At 48.9% G+C, this 17,014-nt stretch carries 18 protein-coding genes and 1 pseudogene; all 19 read right to left on the bottom strand.

The features are described 5' to 3' along the window. Positions 1 to 12: 12 nt before the first annotated feature. The 19 genes and pseudogenes from H8Z83_RS04165 to H8Z83_RS04080 all read right to left on the bottom strand — a co-directional run bounded on the left by H8Z83_RS04165 (position 13) and on the right by H8Z83_RS04080 (position 16,999). Positions 13 to 873, bottom strand: coding sequence for a tRNA(His) guanylyltransferase Thg1 family protein (locus tag H8Z83_RS04165; protein ID WP_187013860.1), 861 nt, complete (start codon positions 871 to 873; stop codon positions 13 to 15). A 2-nt stretch (positions 874 to 875) separates the two neighbouring features. Beyond that, entirely contained in the window at positions 876 to 1,616 is a 741-nt protein-coding gene (locus tag H8Z83_RS04160; RefSeq protein WP_187013859.1) for a hypothetical protein, read from the bottom strand. A 3-nt stretch (positions 1,617 to 1,619) separates the two neighbouring features. Beyond that, entirely contained in the window at positions 1,620 to 2,072 is a 453-nt protein-coding gene (locus H8Z83_RS04155; protein ID WP_187013858.1) for a hypothetical protein, read from the bottom strand. Between the two features lie 122 nt (positions 2,073 to 2,194). Continuing rightward, entirely contained in the window at positions 2,195 to 2,743 is a 549-nt protein-coding gene (locus H8Z83_RS04150) for a hypothetical protein (protein WP_187013857.1), read from the bottom strand. After that, positions 2,655 to 3,476: a DNA-methyltransferase gene (locus H8Z83_RS04145; RefSeq protein ID WP_187013856.1), complete on the bottom strand. Its 822-nt coding sequence runs from the start codon at positions 3,474 to 3,476 to the stop codon at positions 2,655 to 2,657. Before H8Z83_RS04145 ends, H8Z83_RS04150 begins: the two co-directional genes overlap by 89 nt. Before the next feature lie 44 nt (positions 3,477 to 3,520). After that, on the bottom strand, positions 3,521 to 3,829 hold the full coding sequence (locus tag H8Z83_RS04140) for a hypothetical protein (protein WP_187013855.1): 309 nt from the start codon (positions 3,827 to 3,829) through the stop codon (positions 3,521 to 3,523). A 195-nt stretch (positions 3,830 to 4,024) separates the two neighbouring features. Further along, on the bottom strand, positions 4,025 to 4,327 hold the full coding sequence (locus tag H8Z83_RS04135) for a hypothetical protein (protein WP_187013854.1): 303 nt from the start codon (positions 4,325 to 4,327) through the stop codon (positions 4,025 to 4,027). Positions 4,328 to 4,332: 5 nt separating this feature from the next. Further along, on the bottom strand, positions 4,333 to 4,758 hold the full coding sequence (locus H8Z83_RS04130; RefSeq protein ID WP_366463755.1) for a dUTP diphosphatase: 426 nt from the start codon (positions 4,756 to 4,758) through the stop codon (positions 4,333 to 4,335). A gap of 117 nt (positions 4,759 to 4,875) precedes the next feature. Beyond that, positions 4,876 to 5,337: pseudogene (locus H8Z83_RS19505) on the bottom strand (AAA family ATPase); the annotation flags it as partial. Between the two features lie 60 nt (positions 5,338 to 5,397). Further along, the gene (locus H8Z83_RS04125; RefSeq protein WP_187013853.1) at positions 5,398 to 5,904 is read right to left on the bottom strand and encodes a hypothetical protein; all 507 of its coding nucleotides are present in this window, start codon (positions 5,902 to 5,904) and stop codon (positions 5,398 to 5,400) included. Positions 5,905 to 5,912: 8 nt separating this feature from the next. Then, complete coding sequence (locus H8Z83_RS04120) at positions 5,913 to 6,236, bottom strand: hypothetical protein (protein ID WP_187013852.1); 324 nt, start codon at positions 6,234 to 6,236, stop codon at positions 5,913 to 5,915. Then, positions 6,229 to 6,762, bottom strand: a complete 534-nt coding sequence (gene nrdG, locus H8Z83_RS04115; protein WP_187013851.1) for an anaerobic ribonucleoside-triphosphate reductase activating protein — start codon at positions 6,760 to 6,762, stop codon at positions 6,229 to 6,231. Before nrdG ends, H8Z83_RS04120 begins: the two co-directional genes overlap by 8 nt. Continuing rightward, positions 6,759 to 9,053 (bottom strand): anaerobic ribonucleoside-triphosphate reductase, encoded by a 2,295-nt coding sequence (nrdD, locus tag H8Z83_RS04110; RefSeq protein WP_187013850.1) that lies wholly within the window; start codon positions 9,051 to 9,053, stop codon positions 6,759 to 6,761. The genes nrdG and nrdD overlap by 4 nt, the downstream gene beginning before the upstream one ends. A gap of 12 nt (positions 9,054 to 9,065) precedes the next feature. Then, entirely contained in the window at positions 9,066 to 9,617 is a 552-nt protein-coding gene (locus H8Z83_RS04105; protein ID WP_187013849.1) for a 5' nucleotidase, NT5C type, read from the bottom strand. After that, positions 9,592 to 10,155, bottom strand: a complete 564-nt coding sequence (locus tag H8Z83_RS04100; protein WP_187013848.1) for a deoxynucleotide monophosphate kinase family protein — start codon at positions 10,153 to 10,155, stop codon at positions 9,592 to 9,594. The genes H8Z83_RS04105 and H8Z83_RS04100 overlap by 26 nt, the downstream gene beginning before the upstream one ends. Next, the gene (locus H8Z83_RS04095; RefSeq protein ID WP_187013847.1) at positions 10,152 to 10,832 is read right to left on the bottom strand and encodes an FAD-dependent thymidylate synthase; all 681 of its coding nucleotides are present in this window, start codon (positions 10,830 to 10,832) and stop codon (positions 10,152 to 10,154) included. The genes H8Z83_RS04100 and H8Z83_RS04095 overlap by 4 nt, the downstream gene beginning before the upstream one ends. Positions 10,833 to 10,866: 34 nt before the next feature. Beyond that, complete coding sequence (locus tag H8Z83_RS04090; protein ID WP_187013846.1) at positions 10,867 to 11,454, bottom strand: cell wall hydrolase; 588 nt, start codon at positions 11,452 to 11,454, stop codon at positions 10,867 to 10,869. 12 nt (positions 11,455 to 11,466) lie between these two features. Then, a complete protein-coding gene (locus H8Z83_RS04085) occupies positions 11,467 to 14,835 on the bottom strand; it encodes a PHP domain-containing protein (RefSeq protein WP_187013845.1) in 3,369 nt (1,122 codons plus the stop codon). A 208-nt stretch (positions 14,836 to 15,043) separates the two neighbouring features. Next, a complete protein-coding gene (locus tag H8Z83_RS04080; protein ID WP_187013844.1) occupies positions 15,044 to 16,999 on the bottom strand; it encodes an AAA family ATPase in 1,956 nt (651 codons plus the stop codon). Positions 17,000 to 17,014 lie beyond the last annotated feature (15 nt).

Genomic DNA, 17,014 nt, shown 5'->3' with positions numbered 1-17,014 from the left:
TTTATGACCTCCTTAAATCAGCTTTTCGATATATTCCCGATCCTGAGTGAAGACGGGAATTTCGTGGTCGATGATCCATCTGTTACGGCATACGGTAATTTTCTGGCCGGGGGTGCGAGGATCGTCGATGGTTTCTTCAAACTGCCGTTTAATGCAACAGGAACCGCGCTTCAGCTCTGTGGGGAAATCGTTCCAGTTAATGCCTCTCTGAGACCAAAGCATTTCCTGAATCATGTTGCAGGTCTTTTTGTGCAGCTCGTGGTGGCTAAAATTGGCCTGACCTACGGCCTCAATGCTGTTTCGGGTTGCGTCCTGCTGCCGCCAGATCAGACAGTTACAAACCTCTTCCTTGGGGACAGAGAAAGCGCGGGAATCGAACATGGCACCTCTTTTAAGAGAAGTATCATAATTAGCGTATAGAATAGCGCTTGCTAATGCTCTATCAGAAGTGTCGCCATTGCGTTGCGCATCTTCAATATCATTCCTCAAGAAGAACTGCACGACTTCTTTATTAAAAGCCTTATTAAAGGCCAGTGTCGCCATCGACGCCGAAACACTGCACATTTTCTGAATGTTATAGCCAAACCAAGCGTCGGTCTGAATAGTAGCATAGTCTGTCAGCACCAGAGTGATCTCATCGGACTGAGTGTATCCAAGCACACAGCCCTGGATGTTCTCACAGAGATACTTCATCGTCTCCTGCATAGCCTGAGTCAGTACGGGGTCGAAAGGTTTTTCCATGCCCTTCGTGAAGGTATGGAATGCCTTGCCGTCAAGCCGGATGATCGCAGGTACACGGCGGGTTAAGAAGTTGCGAGAAACACCCTCATAGCCTTTCATGCGGTCGCCCAGACTGTCGTTTTTCTTTGCCATTGTTATTTCATCTCCTCCCAAGGAATACGGATAGCGTGCTTGGTAGTCAGTAAATAGGACGTGCGCCCATATTTCTTTTTCCACTCGTCGAGGTAGCGCTGCATTTCGGCAACAGCGTCTGCTCCAATGTCATCATAGGCGTCTTCATACATATCCTCGCAGGCGTCAGATACAATGCTTGAAGCATCGAAACTCATCTCTACCTCTTCGGTTCCCCATACGTACAGCGGCTTCTCCGTAAACTCTTCACAATCTTCATTCCAGCTATCAAAGAAATCCTCCCAGCAGCTGAAATATCCTTCGTTGTGAGGGTAGAAGCCACTTTGCGCCATTGTAAACAACGACCCGAGCGCATCCGGCTCGTGCTTTTCTGCTTTTTCGAGCCGTTCTTTTTCTTTGCGGTTTTCTTCCTGCTGGCGGCGCTGCACAACGGCGTCGCAGTCGCAAAGTGTTCGGCATCTCGGAATCTGCTTTCCACAGTCGGGGCAAAAACGTACAACACCGTTATAACAGTTCGGGCAGAACCGGATAGACTGGTGCTTGTAGGGGAATTGGCCGGCTCTCTTATCGGGGTCGTCAGACAACCCATAAGGATTATCTTCGATACGGAGGCCGGTACCATGACAAACAGGGCAAATCTCCTCATTGTCATGGAGATCCTTTATGAGTTTCTTCCCAATCAGCTCTCCAAAGGCGTCTTCAATGTTGACGACCTTTCTTGTAGGTTTTACAAATCCGGGCATACCTCAGACCTCCTTGTAGATTGCAGGGAGGAACGTGAGACCAACTTTTTGCGCTACCAGATAGGCGGAATAGCCGTCAATCAAGACGGCGTTATCGTCCAGGGCAACATTGGTATTGAACTGGCCGGTATGATAGAACTCCAGAAAACGCTTTGCGATCTTCTCATCGCTGGGCTTTGTGCGGGCCATATATCCCGGAATCTTGATGGCGCTCATCAGTACCTTCTGGGTGGTGGCTTCGATTGTGGAGAGCGGGAAGGTAGCGCCGGAGGCCAACATAACCTCTTTCACATCCTGCTCGTCAAGATCCGCAGCCACTACGGTGCCATACCGCCGACCACGCGCTGTATTACAGGCCACGCGAAATCCGGGCTGAAGTTTGCCTACAAAGTGCTCAGGGATCTCGAACCAGAACACCTTGCCATAGGGCTTATGCTTTACCATAGCTACTTTCATTTGGCAGTCCTCCTATAAGGATAGAATAATTTACTTTGTTGCTATATACATAGTATAATCACGGCCTCCCAATTTGTCAAGAGGGAAGCCGTGATTTTCTTTGTTGCTAATGAAGTTTGTTGTCAGTCTGTTGAAGCAAGATGGAGGATAATGGCCTGTGGATTGTCGCAGTCTTTCAGGGTCGCTTTATAGTGCTGTTTCCACCAGCCATACAACAACTCAAAGTTCTTGATGGGCAGATATTCCTCCATAAGAAGCTGGGGATCATCTTGTGAAGCATAGTCCAACCGAAGAAGTTTGATGTCATCAGCGGTAAAGGATCGAAGCGGCTTGTACTCGAACTTGGTGACAATAGCCTTACGCCGAATGGCATATTCCGGGAGCTGGCTGGCTGGACTCCATTTGATAGCCTCGTCATACTCGTTGGGTACAGCTCTGCTGTTATCCCAAGCATATAAGCCATCGGAGCGGTATATGATACCTACAGTGACTTTCTTTTCGGTTGTCTCTCCGTCTTTTTCGACCGGCTCAAAAATAGTCAGTCTTTTGAACGGTTCGAGAATGTTCACTACTTCACCGATTTCAGGCAGAAACCCCAGAGGGAGTGCAAACCCCTTCAGTAGTTCCTTCTCCCAAAGGTCGATGTCGTTCAGGTTCATCGGCAGGTTCATGGTCGATCGCCTCCAATCTGATTTGAGCTACTTGCGCCCAAGGCATTCCATAGTAAGGGCTTTTCTTTTTATCGCACACGCCATTGTCAATCCCAATGTATCTGCGTCCTTCCAGCTTGGCAGCAATGAGAGTAGATCCGGTGCCGCAACAGTTATCCAGGACGATTGCATTCCTGTCAGTGTAAGTACGGATTGCGTAGCGCAACAGATCAACAGGTTTTTCAGTGGCGTGGAGCGCTACGGACGGGTGGGGTTTAGGGAAGCGCCAAATTGACGCTGGGTACTTCATGTTACCGTCTGGCGACTCTACCAATGTATAATTGCCATAGCTCCGGTTAGAATGAACGTCTTCCGCCTGTTTCCCTACGGCCTTGCCCTTGGTGTGGTTTTTCTCGCCAACTGTCATTTGCGGATGATACGGCGGCGGAGATTTGTAGAATACCATAATATCCTCGTGCTCTCTAAGCGGCATTTTCTTGGCGTTGAGAAATCCGCTCTTTAGCACCTTGTCCCAGATGATATTGTAGCGGTGCAGCTTAGGGTTAGAGAGCATCATGGTAGCGGTAAATTTATCCTGGCCGAACAGCAGGATCGCACAGTTCGGTTTGATAATCCGCTCATACTGCTCCCAGAGCGGAGCAGGCGGGATAACCGAGTCCCATGAGTTCTGAGTCGCCCCATAAGGCAAATCACAAAGGATCATGTCAATGCTCGCATCATCAATTTCCTTCATGACTTCCAAACAGTTGCCATTGACGACCGTATTAGGGAGGAGGCTCATGCGCTATCACCATCCCCGTCTACCGTTATGGTATAGGCTATGACCGGGGCGTTGAAATGCTCTGCAGCATATGCCCGGATGATTTCTTCGGCGTTGTCAATGAGCACACCACCAATTCGACGGCCTCTGGCATCCTCAGACATAACAATCGGTTCAGGGATAGATACACCTACCCGCCGTGCCACGTCTTTTACGTAACGCTTGCTGATGGTAGTTGGTACGACAATCGGATATCCAGTTATCGCTGATGTGTAAACTAAGGCGGTCGTTTTACCGCCTCCGCGTTTTCGGAATAGACCTTTCATGTTCTCACCTCTTCATAGTCGGAGCAAGGATATTTGGCACTCGCTCGCTCCTCCTTACTTTTGTATGGACAGTCTGGAACTCTGGCCTCGGCGAGATGAGCCAAGCAGATTACTTTGCCCATCTCGTCTACGGACTGATTATCACACCATTTAGATGTGGGTGAAATTGGTGTTTCATTCACGTTTTAGCTCTCCTTATTGAAGCGTATGCCCCTCAACCTGGTATCCCATGCGAATGCCTTTCCACTCAGGCTTAAGCATAGCTTTCAATTCAGAGGCAACGCCCTTACACATCCGTGTGGTCTGGCCGTAAACTTCGTATTCGCACAGATAAGTGTGATCTGCTGAAAGGCCAAAAGCTACATAAGAGATGTGTAACTGGTTAGCCCAGGCTATAACTTCATCTACCTTAGCCTTGTGCTGCTCGTAGTAGACTTTGGAATCATCAACGTTTTCCTCAAGAAGGAAAGAACCCCTCACATACTTCTGCTGAAGCACGTTACTCACCTCTTCCCAGTAGACCCGATACCGCCTCGATCAGCGTTGCCCAGCGTATCGACTGACTCGAAAAACAGCTGGGGCTGGTGCTTCTCAATGCGAAACTGGCAAATGCGATCGCCGGCATGAATAACGGTATGGCGGTCTGCACGGGCGGGGAAATACCACTGATCGTTGTCGCCACAGTAAGTCTCGTCGATTACGCCAATACTGTTGGTTTGACGAATGCCGAAATTCTTATAGGTTGAGCTGCGAGGAGCTACGATTGCTTCATAACCCTTGGGAAGCTGCATAGCAATTCCCAGGGGGATCAGCTTGGACTCACCGGTCTTCAGCTCAACATCCTCAGCTGCCCGAAGGTCAACCCAATCAGACTTGCCGTCGATATATTCCAATGGTTGGATCTTGTCGCTGAGATAGCGCACCTTAATCGTTAGCGCTTCTGCCGAATCAGAAGGGTGCGGGCAGACAATAGGCTTGCCGTCTGCTGCCAAAGCATCCAGTACGGTATTAACCAAGCTGTCATACCCTACGAAATCACCGTTGATATGCAGACAGTTAACACCATACTTATCCAAGAAACGCAACATCTCTTTGCTGATCGCATCGCTCTCTTCCTCGGTCTGGAAGCGTCCTGCTTCGTTATAGGGCTTCACCCGATGAACAAATACGTCGATGCGATTATAGTAGTCGAAAACTTTGAAAACCAGTTTATCGAACTCTTCACCCAGTACGTGATCGTTGTCGTTATAGAACGCAGAGAGCAGGATAGGTGAATCGGTAATCACCACATCGACCTTGCCCTCAAGCCGGCTGATGCGAAAATACTGCTTGCCAAAGATGTATGCCTGATTCTCGAAAACAGCCTTTGTCCCTTCCCATACCTTATCTTTGGCGAACTCGGTGACAAGCTCGGCATTAACGCCGGCAGCTTTCAGCTGAGAGAAGACATAGGCAGCTCCGGTGGATTTACCAGCACCGGGAGCGCCAAAAAGGTTAATGATGAGCATTTTCGTTTGCCTCCCAATTTGATAGTTTTGTTGTGCGGATGATACTGTTTTTTACACGACCTATCCCAGATACTTTTTGAAAAGCTCTGCAAGGGTCAGGTTGTTTTGCCGTGCCAGATCAATCGTGCAAGCGCAAACATTGCGCTCGGTAGAAGCCCCAATTTCATCGCAAAGATAGATGAGAATGTCGGGGTACTGATGGTCGTGAAAGCATTCGTTCTTGTCCTTTTCGGTGCCGGCGCAATCACTGCAATCCTGACACCACTCTTTACGCTGAAGACCATCCCACGCCATCAGCTTTTCACCATTGATAACATAGGCGCAGTCAACAGTGCCCAGATTAGAACCATAAGCGTGACGCCACCAGCCCCAATCGTCCTTCCAGTCATCGTTGTCGATAGCACAGATATTGTCAAAATCCTCTTTGGACAACAGCCAAACTTGGTATTCTTCACGCCAATGCGTAGGCTGAGGCTGATAATGGTAAGTACACACGGCAGATGTCAGGCCAAGACTTTTTACGGCATTGGCAAATTCACCACCTGCTAAAATTTCAACAGTCTCCATATTTCCTCCTATTCGTAACGAATGAAGTGTACGGTGTTAAACTCTTTACCGGGGAACTCTTTGAGCCGGATAGAGGAGCACCAACCACCGACATGAATCTTTTCAACCTCGTAAACCTGACCTTCTGTCAAAAGCTCATGAGCCTGTTTGGAATCGCAGCTCAACCCGGCATCCAGATCCACGGCTTTAACCTTACATCCACGCTCACAGTGTAGAACATCAGATTGATCCTCGGTACATTTGCTACATAACCACTCCAACCGATAATCCAACGTAATACCATCCAGGAGCTTCCCGCATTTGGGACAGCGAAATTCGATCTTTTCATTCATAGTGTCCACCTTCGTATAGGACAATTTTCTTTTGGCGCAAGGTTTTCTGTACGTCGATGACCCGCTGATTTGCAGAACCACGCCATTTCAACATCCGGTCAGACAGCTCCATTTTGAAGGGGCCGTCAACCACTACATCACAGTTGTATAGTAGGGTTTTAATCAGTGCTTTATTAAGGCTCATTTTAATGTGGTCAAAATCTTCCCACACAAACCCTGTCCATAGCCACACTGTTTTGCCTAAGTCATGCACAGCATTGGTAAGTTCTATAAGAAGAGTAAGACCACTGTTGTTTTGACACAGGGGGTCGCCCCCAAGGATGCTCAAACCAGCAACATAGGGCTTAGAGATTTGTTTCAGAATAGTTTGTTCTGTTTCAGGAATATAGGGTAGGCCATAATTAAAATCTTGGGCTTCTTCGTTAAAGCACCCCTGACAGTGGTTAGTGCATCCACTAACGAAGAGGGAAGTGCGGATTCCCTCTCCGTTGGCGATGTCATAGTTGCGAATCTTCGCGTAGTTCATTCGTCGCCACCCAGGTGGACATAACGTTCTTTGATTTCTTGCGTTCTGCCCTGATTCCAGTCATTTAGGCCGATGTAGCCGCAGGTACGCCGCGCAATATTCATCTTGCTCTTATCGGTATTCCCGCAGTTGGGACACTTCCAGATCAGCTTGCCGCGATCGTCGTCCACAATCTCAATTTCCTTATCCCAGCCGCACACCTGGCAGTAGTCGGATTTCGTGTTCAGCTCCGCATACATGATGTTGTCGTAGATGTACTTCAACACCGTTAGTACAGCAGGAATGTTGTCAGAGAGGTTTGCCACTTCGATGTAGCTGATTGCTCCGCCCGGAGAGAGCTTCTGGAACTGAGACTCAAATCTCAGCTTATCAAAAGCATTGATATGCTCTGTGACGTGAACGTGATAGGAGTTGGTGATGTAGCCCTTATCGGTGATGCCCTCGATCACACCAAAGCGCTTTTGCAAACACTTGGCAAATTTATAGGTAGTGCTCTCAATAGGAGTACCGTAGAGAGAATAGTCGATATCCTCAGCGGCTTTCCATGCAGCGCACTTGTCGTTCATGTACTGCATAACCTTGAGAGCAAAAGGTTCGCCGTCCGGGTCGGTATGGCTCTTGCCAGTCATCGCCATAACACATTCGTACAGACCGGCATAACCCAAAGAGATGGTGGAATAGCCGCCGTGAAGCAGCTTGTCGATGGTTTCACCCTTTTTCAGGCGGGCCAAAGCGCCATACTGCCAGTGGATAGGAGAAGCATCGGACAGGGTACCGCTCAAACGCTCGTGACGGATTTGCAGCGCCTTATGACACAGCTCCAGCCGCTCATCGAAAATCTCCCAGAAGGTGTCATACAGATTCTGGATGTCGTTATGGTCGCCGGTTGCCTCCCAAACTTTCAGAGCGCTCAGAGCAACATCGGGGAGGTTGATGGTGACGACTCCCTGGTTGAAACGTCCGTAATACTTGGGCTTATCGGGCTGGTAATTGCCGGCATTGGCAACATTGTCCCAGCCGTTACCGGAGCGGTCGGGTGTCAAGAAGCTACGGCATCCCATACAGGTATAGCAATCGCCGTTACCTTCGGTCTCGCCCTTGGACAGCTTGTACTCGCGCATCTTCTTTTCGGAGATGTAGTCGGGCACCAGCCGTTTGGCAGAGCACTTGGCACACAGCTGGGTCAAGTACCAGTAGGGAGAATCCTCAGTGATGTTATCCTCTTCCAGCACATAGATCAGCTTGGGGAACGCCGGTGTCGTCCAAACGCCCTTCTCATTTTTGACGCCTTGGTACCGCTGCCGCACGACCTCCTCGATGATCATAGCGAGGTCTTTCTTGGTCTGAGGATCGCTGACCTCGTTCAGATACATAAAGACGGTAATGAAAGGAGCCTGACCGTTGGTAGTCATGAGGGTAATCACTTGATACTGGATAGTCTGAACACCCTTCTTTACTTCTTCACGGACACGCTCTTCGACCAGATCTGAGATCACTTTCTCAGGGTCTGCAAAGTTGTCCGGGGAAGAAATTTTCAGGAACTCAGCCTTTACCTGCTTGCGAATCTTTTGTCGGCTCACCTCAACAAAGGGGGCAAGGTGGGACAGGGAGATAGACTGACCGCCATACTGATTACTGGCTACTTGGGCAATAATCTGGGTAGCAACATTACAGGCAGTCGAGAAGGAGTGAGGCTTTTCAATCAGCGTACCGGAAATTACTGTGCCGTTCTGGAGCATATCTTCCAGATTGATCAGACAGCAGTTCATCATGTGTTGCACAAAGTAGTCGCTGTCATGGAAGTGGATAACACCCTCTTCGTGCGCCTGCTTAATGTCATCCGGCATAAGCAGACGGTCAGTAATATCGCGGCTTACCTCGCCGGCGATGTAGTCTCTCTGAGTAGAGAGGATTGTGGGATTTTTGTTGCTGTTCTCCTGGATGACTGTTTCATTGACGTTATCCGCAATAGAGAGGATTTTGCCGTCCAAAGAAGAAGCGTTCCGCAGAAGCTCATGTTCATAGCGATACTTGATGTACGCTTTGGCGACTACGAACTCGCCCTCTTTCATCAGCTCAGTTTCAACGTCGTCCTGGATTTCCTCAACAGAAATCGCACGGTTGCGCCGCTGATAGCGGTTATACAAACGGGTGGAGATTTTCTTGGGCACCTCGTTCTTATCTCCTACCGCACTGAGCTTTTCAACCTCCGTGAATGCCTTGAGAATGGCATTGGCAATTTTGCCTTTGTCAAAGTCGGCTTCACGGCCATCACGTTTAATGACAACCATAAAAATTCCTCCTTACAAAAGATAGCTGTGGATAACTTGGTCAATTTCTTCCCACGTGTTTACCCGGAGCGCATCATGAGCTACATGGTCAAAGCTACGATTATGGGGACGGTCAAAAAGAATTTTGGCGTATTCGCCCCCAACCAAGTTGTGTGGGGCATCGTCAATCAAAACGTCACCACGCACCATTTGCTTGTTGCAGGCAAAAATGATGTGCTCCCAGTCCAGGAAGGGGAACAGCTCTAAAAGCCGTTCCACCTTCGTTTTGCAGGTGTGATAGCTGGATGCGGTCACCATATAGAGCTGGTGCCCCTCGTCATAGAGCTTTTGGAGTACCTCAACAGAGCCTGGGATCGGAGTGATACGCCGCCAAAGCTCGTCATCATGGAGTACGCCGAATATCTGCTCTTTCGTCAGCGTGGGGAAAGCAAGGGAGATATCCCAGCCGTGAACATCTTCCGGCGTTACGGAGGTGCCATAACGCTCGTTCAACATTGCAATCCAGCAATCACTCAGGTTTTCTACGGTATCGTCGGCATCAAACAGAATTGTCAGTTTCTTCATGGAGTTCTCCTTTGAGAGCGTTGTTCACAAAGTTGTTTACGGCCTCTTTGAGATCTTCCAGACTGCCGCCGTTGACGATCGTAGCGTCGTACTGGTAATCGTCCAATGCAGTCTCCGAAGCGTGCTTCTGCTGCTCTTCGGTCAACGGAGACACGAAGTTGGGGCGAACTACCCGCAACAAAATAGCGTCCATGCCGTAGGTCTCGTAGATCTCATACTCGTTGGGGAAACGAGTATCAGGGATAAGCACGTAATCCCATTCGTCGCAGAAGATGTCGAGGATACTGACGATGAAATCTACCCAATAATCAGGAGAGACAGCGCGGATTTTGTCAGTACCGACACGCTGGAGAAGCGTGCGTCCCTTTTCATCCTTCTTGCCGTCCCAGCCAAAGAAGGTCTTACATACGTACTTGACCAGATCACCGTAGTGGGCAATCAAAACACGGTTGCCTTGGGCTTCCAAAATCTCCTCCAAAAGTTTGGCGGTAGTGTCTTTACCGTGCTGGGCTTTACCCGAAATGCAAACGATTTTCATTCCGCAACCCTCCTTCCTTTTCTGCCGCAGGACTTCTTCTCCCGGCAGAACCCGAAGTATTCACACTTCGGCATAAAGTAGTGATCGACCAGATATGCCCACTCGTCGGAATACTCTCTCAGAGCGTTACCAACATCAGCGAACAGGCCACGGTACTCGTGATAAGCTCTGCTGCATTCCCGCTGATGCGACATATCAATTAAGTTGCGGAGATTATGCTTGCACACAATCTTGGTGCCCATGCCCAGAGGAAGCCCAAGCGCAGAATCCTCTCTGGGGATACCAAACCCTTCCAACATCTTCAAGCCGGTCTGGATACACTTCATAATCCAGTCGTAGACTTTGACGGCGGCGGAGTTACCCGCAATGCTGGGCGGTGTTACATAATCGAAACCGCTTTCATAGTCGATATATCTGGTACTGGCCTGCAGTCTGGTGGGAGCGCCGCCGATGTGGGTATACCACTCACGGATCACTCTGGCAGAATAGCCATCCAGGATCATATAGACATCCGGGAACTCAAACGTTCTGCCGTGCTCGTTTTCCAAGCAATCCAAGCCGCGTTTGTAGTTTTTTTCGGGGTCGCTGGTATCTGCACCCCAGCAGACACCAGCTTCCTCACCGATCATGGAAATAGGGTTCTTATAGGTGAATCGCTGAATTGTAACTGTTCCCATGTTAATCCTCCTTGCTTAATTTACTTTGTTACTATCAAATATAAGTGCGAAAGACGTGATCGCCGATCGTCTTATAATAGCTACCATAGGTCAAAGATCCAGTAGAGAAGTACACTACGTCGGTATTCAAATCCAACGCTGGATGGCCGGCAAGAGCAGCATCTACTGCTTCCATCTGCACAGACCCATAGTAATCTCCTACCACAAACTGACAAGGTGAGAAGAGAATATCACTGATACTGCCGGAATACGCTTCGTGCATATAGCGGTTAAGCGCTACCTGCACCACGGCAACCTGACCATCAAAGCTCTGGTTTCCTGCCTCGCTGTAGGCCATACACGCCAGCAGCTCTTTTTCGGTATCCGTGGGTGACAGTTCTGCATATGGGTTAAGGTCTGCCTCGGGTTCTGCCGGTTCTTCCTCAATAGAAATAGGCGTAGGTGTAGGCGACACTTGAAGCGGCGCAGAGTAAACACAAAGTTCCTTTTCGATGGGGACTTGTGGTGTTTCCTCCTCTTTGTTCGGGACGAACAACATTGCACTCAGAGATCCGCAGACTACCAAGAAACACAGCGTCGCTCTGAGAACTTTCTTGAACCATTTCGATTTCGTCTCGTGCATTGAAAATGCCTCCTAAATTACATAGTCGTAGTTGTACAAATACAGATACCCACGCCGCTCGCCCCATCCATTCATAGGAACATAAATGGTATCGTAGCGTTGAAGCGGTTTGCGATCGTAGAGTTCTGAGTAGATTGTCCACCGATTTGTTTTTCCCGTGCCAATCGACCGCACCTGCAAGGCGTAAGCCCAAATCTCTTTGGTTTTCTTGCTCCGCAAGGGGTAGATATCCAGAATAACCAGTTTTCGCTGATCTTCTTTTTTATTGGTGGTTAGGTCGATATAGCCCAGATTTTCCAACTGGATTTGCATTTTGCTTTTCAGGTCGAAATCCTGAATGTGCATATCCCTGACCACCACTTCCAAATGCCGAAGTAATCCGGGCAAATCAGTGAAGGTATAGCTTTTAGCTGGCTGGCCGCTTTTGGACTTATCAGTTGCATACTGGGCGATTATGGGTTCCAATTCAACCGTTACCTTATCCTTGGAGATCTTCTTCATCGTTCCGTTCTTGAAGAAAGAGAAGAAGTCCACCATACGCAACAACTCTTTGGAATTGCCATACTCGGCAAAATAGTCGATCTTCACCAAGATATCCCGCTGCCGTGTATCCAAGTGTGTTTTCTCGTCCAGCTGCATAAGCAAGTCCATAAAAGATTTAGGCTTGCCGGCCTTTGCCAGCTCGTAAAGTTCGTTGGCAACATCGGCATTCATGTACTTTACAGAAGAAATACCCTTGGCGATAACCTTCTCTTCGGTATTCAGCAAATATTTATCCTTGGAAAGGCCAAAACGCGGTGGGACAATCCTGATACCGTAAAGCGTTGCCAACTCGTTCCCGTTCTTCACATCCTCCTCGCCGTTGGCATTGTTAAGGTAGGCTGTGATGAACTCATACGGATGGTAGTACCGCAGATAGGCGCATAGGTAGCCAATCATGCAGTACCCAACTGAATGGTTGTAACCAAACATATAGCTGGAAGCGTCCTGGATGATCTGTAAGAACTCCTTTGCTTCCTGCTCTGCAACTTCACGGGGTTGCGGTGACTTTTCACAATATCCCTCAAGAATTTGCGGGAGAGCTTTTTTCAACCGCTCTTCGTCTTTTCGTCCAATAGCGCGGCGGGTGTTATCTGCATCTGACCCGGAGAAGCCGCAGATTTGCTGTAGGAACTTGATAACGTCCTCTTGGTAAATAAGATAGCCGTTGTTATCTGCCAAAAGTTCGTCGATGATGGGAGAGGGATTCTTGTGAGGCTTGTGCTGCATAAGGTCGTCACGGTACGACGCACCCGAAGGACGAAGCGCCGCCGTAACAAGGCTCATGTCAAAAATGCTGTGCGGCTCGTATTGCCTAAGCATCTGGAACGCGAACTCTCCTTCAAACTGGAAGATACCAATGGGAGATCTCAGCATATCCTTCCAGACAGCCTCATCATTCCAGTTGATTTCGTGAGACTTCGGGTAAGGCTTACCCAACAGCTCATAAGCGTCTTTGATAATCTCGATGTTTTTCAATCCGAGAATGTCATACTTAACCAAGCTGACCTCATGCACACACTCCATGTCAATCTGCAGGATTTCCTTACCGTCAGAGATGAACGTACCGTAGTTATCTCGGAGGGTAATAGGGCTTGCCACAATACCGGCAGGGTGCATAGACTGAGAGATCGCCACGTCAAGAAGCCCGTCGTAGTAGTAGAATACTTCGGGATACTTTTCCCGAGCCGCTGCCTCGTCTGTCTCAAACTCCTTTTTGATATTGGCACTTGCCTTACCAGCCCAGGGGTTCTTAGCAAAGATCCTTTCGTTTTCCTCTTTGAGTTTTGTGTACTCTTTGGAAAACTGCTTAATCAGCTCGGCGCGGGGGATGTCCTTCATGCGGCTGGGCAAAAGAAGATTACCTGCCTCATCAAAGAAATATAGGCTAAAGCCGTCTCTCGCATCCCCAAAAACGATCTTCACGTTCTCATCTTTGAGCTGCGCCATTACTCTGCGGAACTCTTTCTCGTCCCGTTGGTGTTCACGATTCCAACGCAGTGCCAAAGCACGGCAGATTTCGTCAATACAGCCTTTAGATTTGATAGTGCCGATCGCCAGAATAAACGCGGTCTTTTCTTGACCAAAACGGTTGATGATGTAGTCGTAAACCAGATCACGCTGGGAGGGAGACACGTCAATATCAATATCGCCAATCTCCTTACGATCTTCGTTACAGAAGCGGCTGAACACTGTATGCCATGTCTCAGGATTGAGGTCTGTTGTATTGGTGACGTAAGCTACACGAGATCCACCGCAGGAACCACGATTGAAACCAATGGGGATACCATGAGATTTACACCATGTCACCAATTCGCTCATGAAAAGCATGAAGCCGGACATCTCAATTTTGTCAAAAACCCGGCATTCCTCAGCAATGGCCGCTTTGAACGGCTCGACCTGCTCTGGGATGATAGCGCCCTCTTTGATCTTTGCTTGCAGGTTATCGTCAAGAACTTGATGAAGCACCTCTCGATCACGTTCGCCATAGAGAATGGGGTACTTGAAAGAGATATCCAACTCAAACGGCTCTACAGAGTCGGCCATACGGTTGGTGTTCTCAATGGCCTCCAAATACATCGCTTCCGGCAAGGCGTCCTGCGTTGCGAACATTGCTACCAGCTCGTCATAGGATTTATAGGTAAGGTCAAACGTATCTTCGTTGGCGAACTCGATGTGTTTACTCAACTGCAAGATCGTTCGGCACTCAGCCTTGTATTTGTTGAGGCTATGAGTATCGGTGCCTGCAATGAGCGGGATGCCGTATTTCTGAGACATTTCCGCCAAGTGGCGATTGTAGGCAACCTGCTCCGGGTGGTCATGCGCTTGGATTTCCAGATAGTCGTAGTGCTTCAGTAGCCGCTCATACATAGGATGAGTAATGCTCATGCGATTCAGCGGGGAAGCAAGGCAAGCACTGATCTTAATGACGTTACTGGAAATACCAAGAAACTCATCAAACGTGATACGGGGTTTGTAGTAAAAGTGGTCGTCCTGGCTTGAGCGGCTGATTAGCTCGTTCATCTCCTGAAGACCAGCGTAGTTCTTGGCAATCAGGATGGTGTGGTAGTTATCGCGTACCTTATTCTGCTCTCCGGTGTGTGGATCGGTAAGCAATAGCTTTTCAGTCAAATAGACTTCACAGCCATGCAGATATTTCAATCCGGCCTTATCACAGGCCATCTTTTTGGCGACCCACTGATAGATGTTACCATGCTCCGTAAAAGCAATGGCAGTCTGCCCCAGCTCGACAGCCTTAGCGATATAGTCCTCAAACTTCGTCGCGCTGTCTAACAGCGACAATTCAGTATGGACATGGTATGCCGTATAGTTACCGCTCAATAAAATCACCTCCGATTGTGCCACGGCCCGTCAAAGGTATCGTCAACGCAAAAGTTTTTCAGACAGGCTTCACATACAAGGTGAGAACACGCCCTACGAACTCGGCCTGTCTTATACATAATGCCGTTGGCAACCTTCGTCTCTTCTTCTGTGAACCAAACAGGGATAAGGCTACCGCCACAGTCACATACTCCAAAATCCACCATAGTTAGCCCTCTCTGTCGTTCACCGCTCCAAATGCTTCGTCTTCGGAGGCACGCTCTTCAGCAAGCAGCTGAGGAGGAAGAGGCAGAGGCTCTTTGTACTCCTTCTTATCCCAAGAAAAACGACGGTCATACTCGTCCATATCGCTGAAGAAACGGCGGGAAGCGGGATCGTAATAGAGGCCAACGTCGATATTCTGCCGGCCAAACATACGGTCTTTGACGATAGTTACGATCACATCGTACTTGAGCAACTGGCGACGCTTCTCAGAATACTTCGCAGCATTCTCACGTTCTGCGTCCGTTACTCGCCGCAGGCCAATAGTCCGATGTGCCAGGTTCACGATGTTGCTGGTACCAGCGATATCATAGATGCCTACATTGGTTCCGGCGTCCATCTTTCGAGGGTGGCAAACAAGGATTACAGCCACTTGATACTTCTTAGCAAACTCAATGAGCTTTTTAATCGTATCTGTCTGAGAGCGCAGCTCCTCTTCGCTGGTTTCAGTGTCAATACACATGAAATTGTCGAGGATCAGGCAACGGGCACCATACTTCCGAACGGTATCAGTCATAGAGGCGATGAGCTTATCCAGTGTGTTGTCGTAGTCATCACGATAGATATGCCAACGCCCTTTATAGGTCTTGTTGATCTCGGCAAGCGTCGTCGTGGAAATCTTCTTGTAAGGATTGCCCCGACGAGAGATAGCATCCGTGATATTGCGGGGGCCGGCGAAAATGTAGTTGAACCAGGACTTTTCTACACCGTTGGGAAGTTCGCCGCTGAAAAGCCACGTACCGATGTCATTATCGAGAGAATTGCACGCGAGCTGAGTAAGAAGACTACTCTTACCAGATCCGGGCTGACCACTCACAATAGTAAGCGTTCCGAAAAAGAGCCGCATCAGCTCATCATCAATGGCCTTCAGCCCGGTAGTCACACCATCAACATCCTCATACTCGGTCGGCTCGACATCAGAAAGGTCGGCTACGGAAGGAACAGGGGAGTCTTTAGCGTCCAAGATCAGCTCCAACACTTTGTCTTTGCCGCAAACGTAAAGGATCTCATTCAGGTCTTTTGTTACCCGTCCAGTATTTCCAATGGGGACTGCTGGGATGTCTACGACCTTTGTTCGCCAGCTACCCAGCCGGGGAACGCACTCTTTCTGCATTTTCACGCCGGCGTCATCGTTGTCGGCGCAAATGATAATGCTCTCAAACTGATCGAGCCATTCCAGGTTTTCGTCGATCCAGTGGAGATTTGAACTGCCCAGAGGAACGGAAACAGCATTTTTGAATCCTGCCTCAATCGCACTAAGGCAATCCGGCTCGCCCTCACAGATCAGAAGGGGAGAATTAACGTTGATGCGGTTCATGTTGAATAGCAACGGAGCCGTATCAGAGTTTTGCTGGCACCAGCACTTTGCTTGACCATGCTGGACTTTATGCGACGGTTTGTATTTCACCATCGTCAACACATCGTTCGTGTCGTAGTAATTGAATACCGCGTTTCCCTCGGAGTCCTGCCGCACATCAAGAGCATCCAGCGTCTCACGACTGATCTTGCGCTGCTCAAAATATGCGTACACTTTGGATTTATCAGTGCAGGGGACTTCGTGGGGATATCTATAATGCCGTTTGGTTTTTACGCCCAGCTCTCCGAAAGAGTAGGGCATTTCGGCAAGCTCGAAAAGTTTCTTACAGGCTTCGGCATAAGTCGCGCCTTTATACATGAAAACGTCCAGAATGTCGTAGCTACGGCCACAACTACCGAAACAACGAAAGTTGAATGCTTTCTTGTTGTAAATGAAGGAAGCGTGATCCTCCTGATGGAAGGGACAGCAACACTTCATGTTTTTCTCATCGAAATCGGTAATCCCCAGCTCTTCGACGATAATCTGAGCGTTACGATCTCCGAGCTTTTCTTTGGCCTGCAAAATTGCTTCTCTATCAATCTGCACGGGTAAAATCACCTC

Origin of the sequence: Dysosmobacter segnis (genome assembly GCF_014297285.1) — a bacterium.
Classification (GTDB): Bacteria; Bacillota; Clostridia; order Oscillospirales; family Oscillospiraceae; genus Oscillibacter; species Oscillibacter segnis.
This window is presented reverse-complemented; position numbering and strand designations above follow the sequence as displayed.

Coding starts and splice junctions, on each gene's coding strand:
- H8Z83_RS04165 (WP_187013860.1), bottom strand. CDS start 873: ATGGCAAAGAAAAACGACAGTCTGGGCGACCGCATGAAAGGCTATGAG.
- H8Z83_RS04160 (WP_187013859.1), bottom strand. CDS start 1,616: ATGCCCGGATTTGTAAAACCTACAAGAAAGGTCGTCAACATTGAAGAC.
- H8Z83_RS04155 (WP_187013858.1), bottom strand. CDS start 2,072: ATGAAAGTAGCTATGGTAAAGCATAAGCCCTATGGCAAGGTGTTCTGG.
- H8Z83_RS04150 (WP_187013857.1), bottom strand. CDS start 2,743: ATGAACCTGCCGATGAACCTGAACGACATCGACCTTTGGGAGAAGGAA.
- H8Z83_RS04145 (WP_187013856.1), bottom strand. CDS start 3,476: ATGAAGGAAATTGATGATGCGAGCATTGACATGATCCTTTGTGATTTG.
- H8Z83_RS04140 (WP_187013855.1), bottom strand. CDS start 3,829: ATGAAAGGTCTATTCCGAAAACGCGGAGGCGGTAAAACGACCGCCTTA.
- H8Z83_RS04125 (WP_187013853.1), bottom strand. CDS start 5,904: ATGGAGACTGTTGAAATTTTAGCAGGTGGTGAATTTGCCAATGCCGTA.
- H8Z83_RS04120 (WP_187013852.1), bottom strand. CDS start 6,236: ATGAATGAAAAGATCGAATTTCGCTGTCCCAAATGCGGGAAGCTCCTG.
- nrdG (WP_187013851.1), bottom strand. CDS start 6,762: ATGAACTACGCGAAGATTCGCAACTATGACATCGCCAACGGAGAGGGA.
- nrdD (WP_187013850.1), bottom strand. CDS start 9,053: ATGGTTGTCATTAAACGTGATGGCCGTGAAGCCGACTTTGACAAAGGC.
- H8Z83_RS04105 (WP_187013849.1), bottom strand. CDS start 9,617: ATGAAGAAACTGACAATTCTGTTTGATGCCGACGATACCGTAGAAAAC.
- H8Z83_RS04100 (WP_187013848.1), bottom strand. CDS start 10,155: ATGAAAATCGTTTGCATTTCGGGTAAAGCCCAGCACGGTAAAGACACT.
- H8Z83_RS04095 (WP_187013847.1), bottom strand. CDS start 10,832: ATGGGAACAGTTACAATTCAGCGATTCACCTATAAGAACCCTATTTCC.
- H8Z83_RS04090 (WP_187013846.1), bottom strand. CDS start 11,454: ATGCACGAGACGAAATCGAAATGGTTCAAGAAAGTTCTCAGAGCGACG.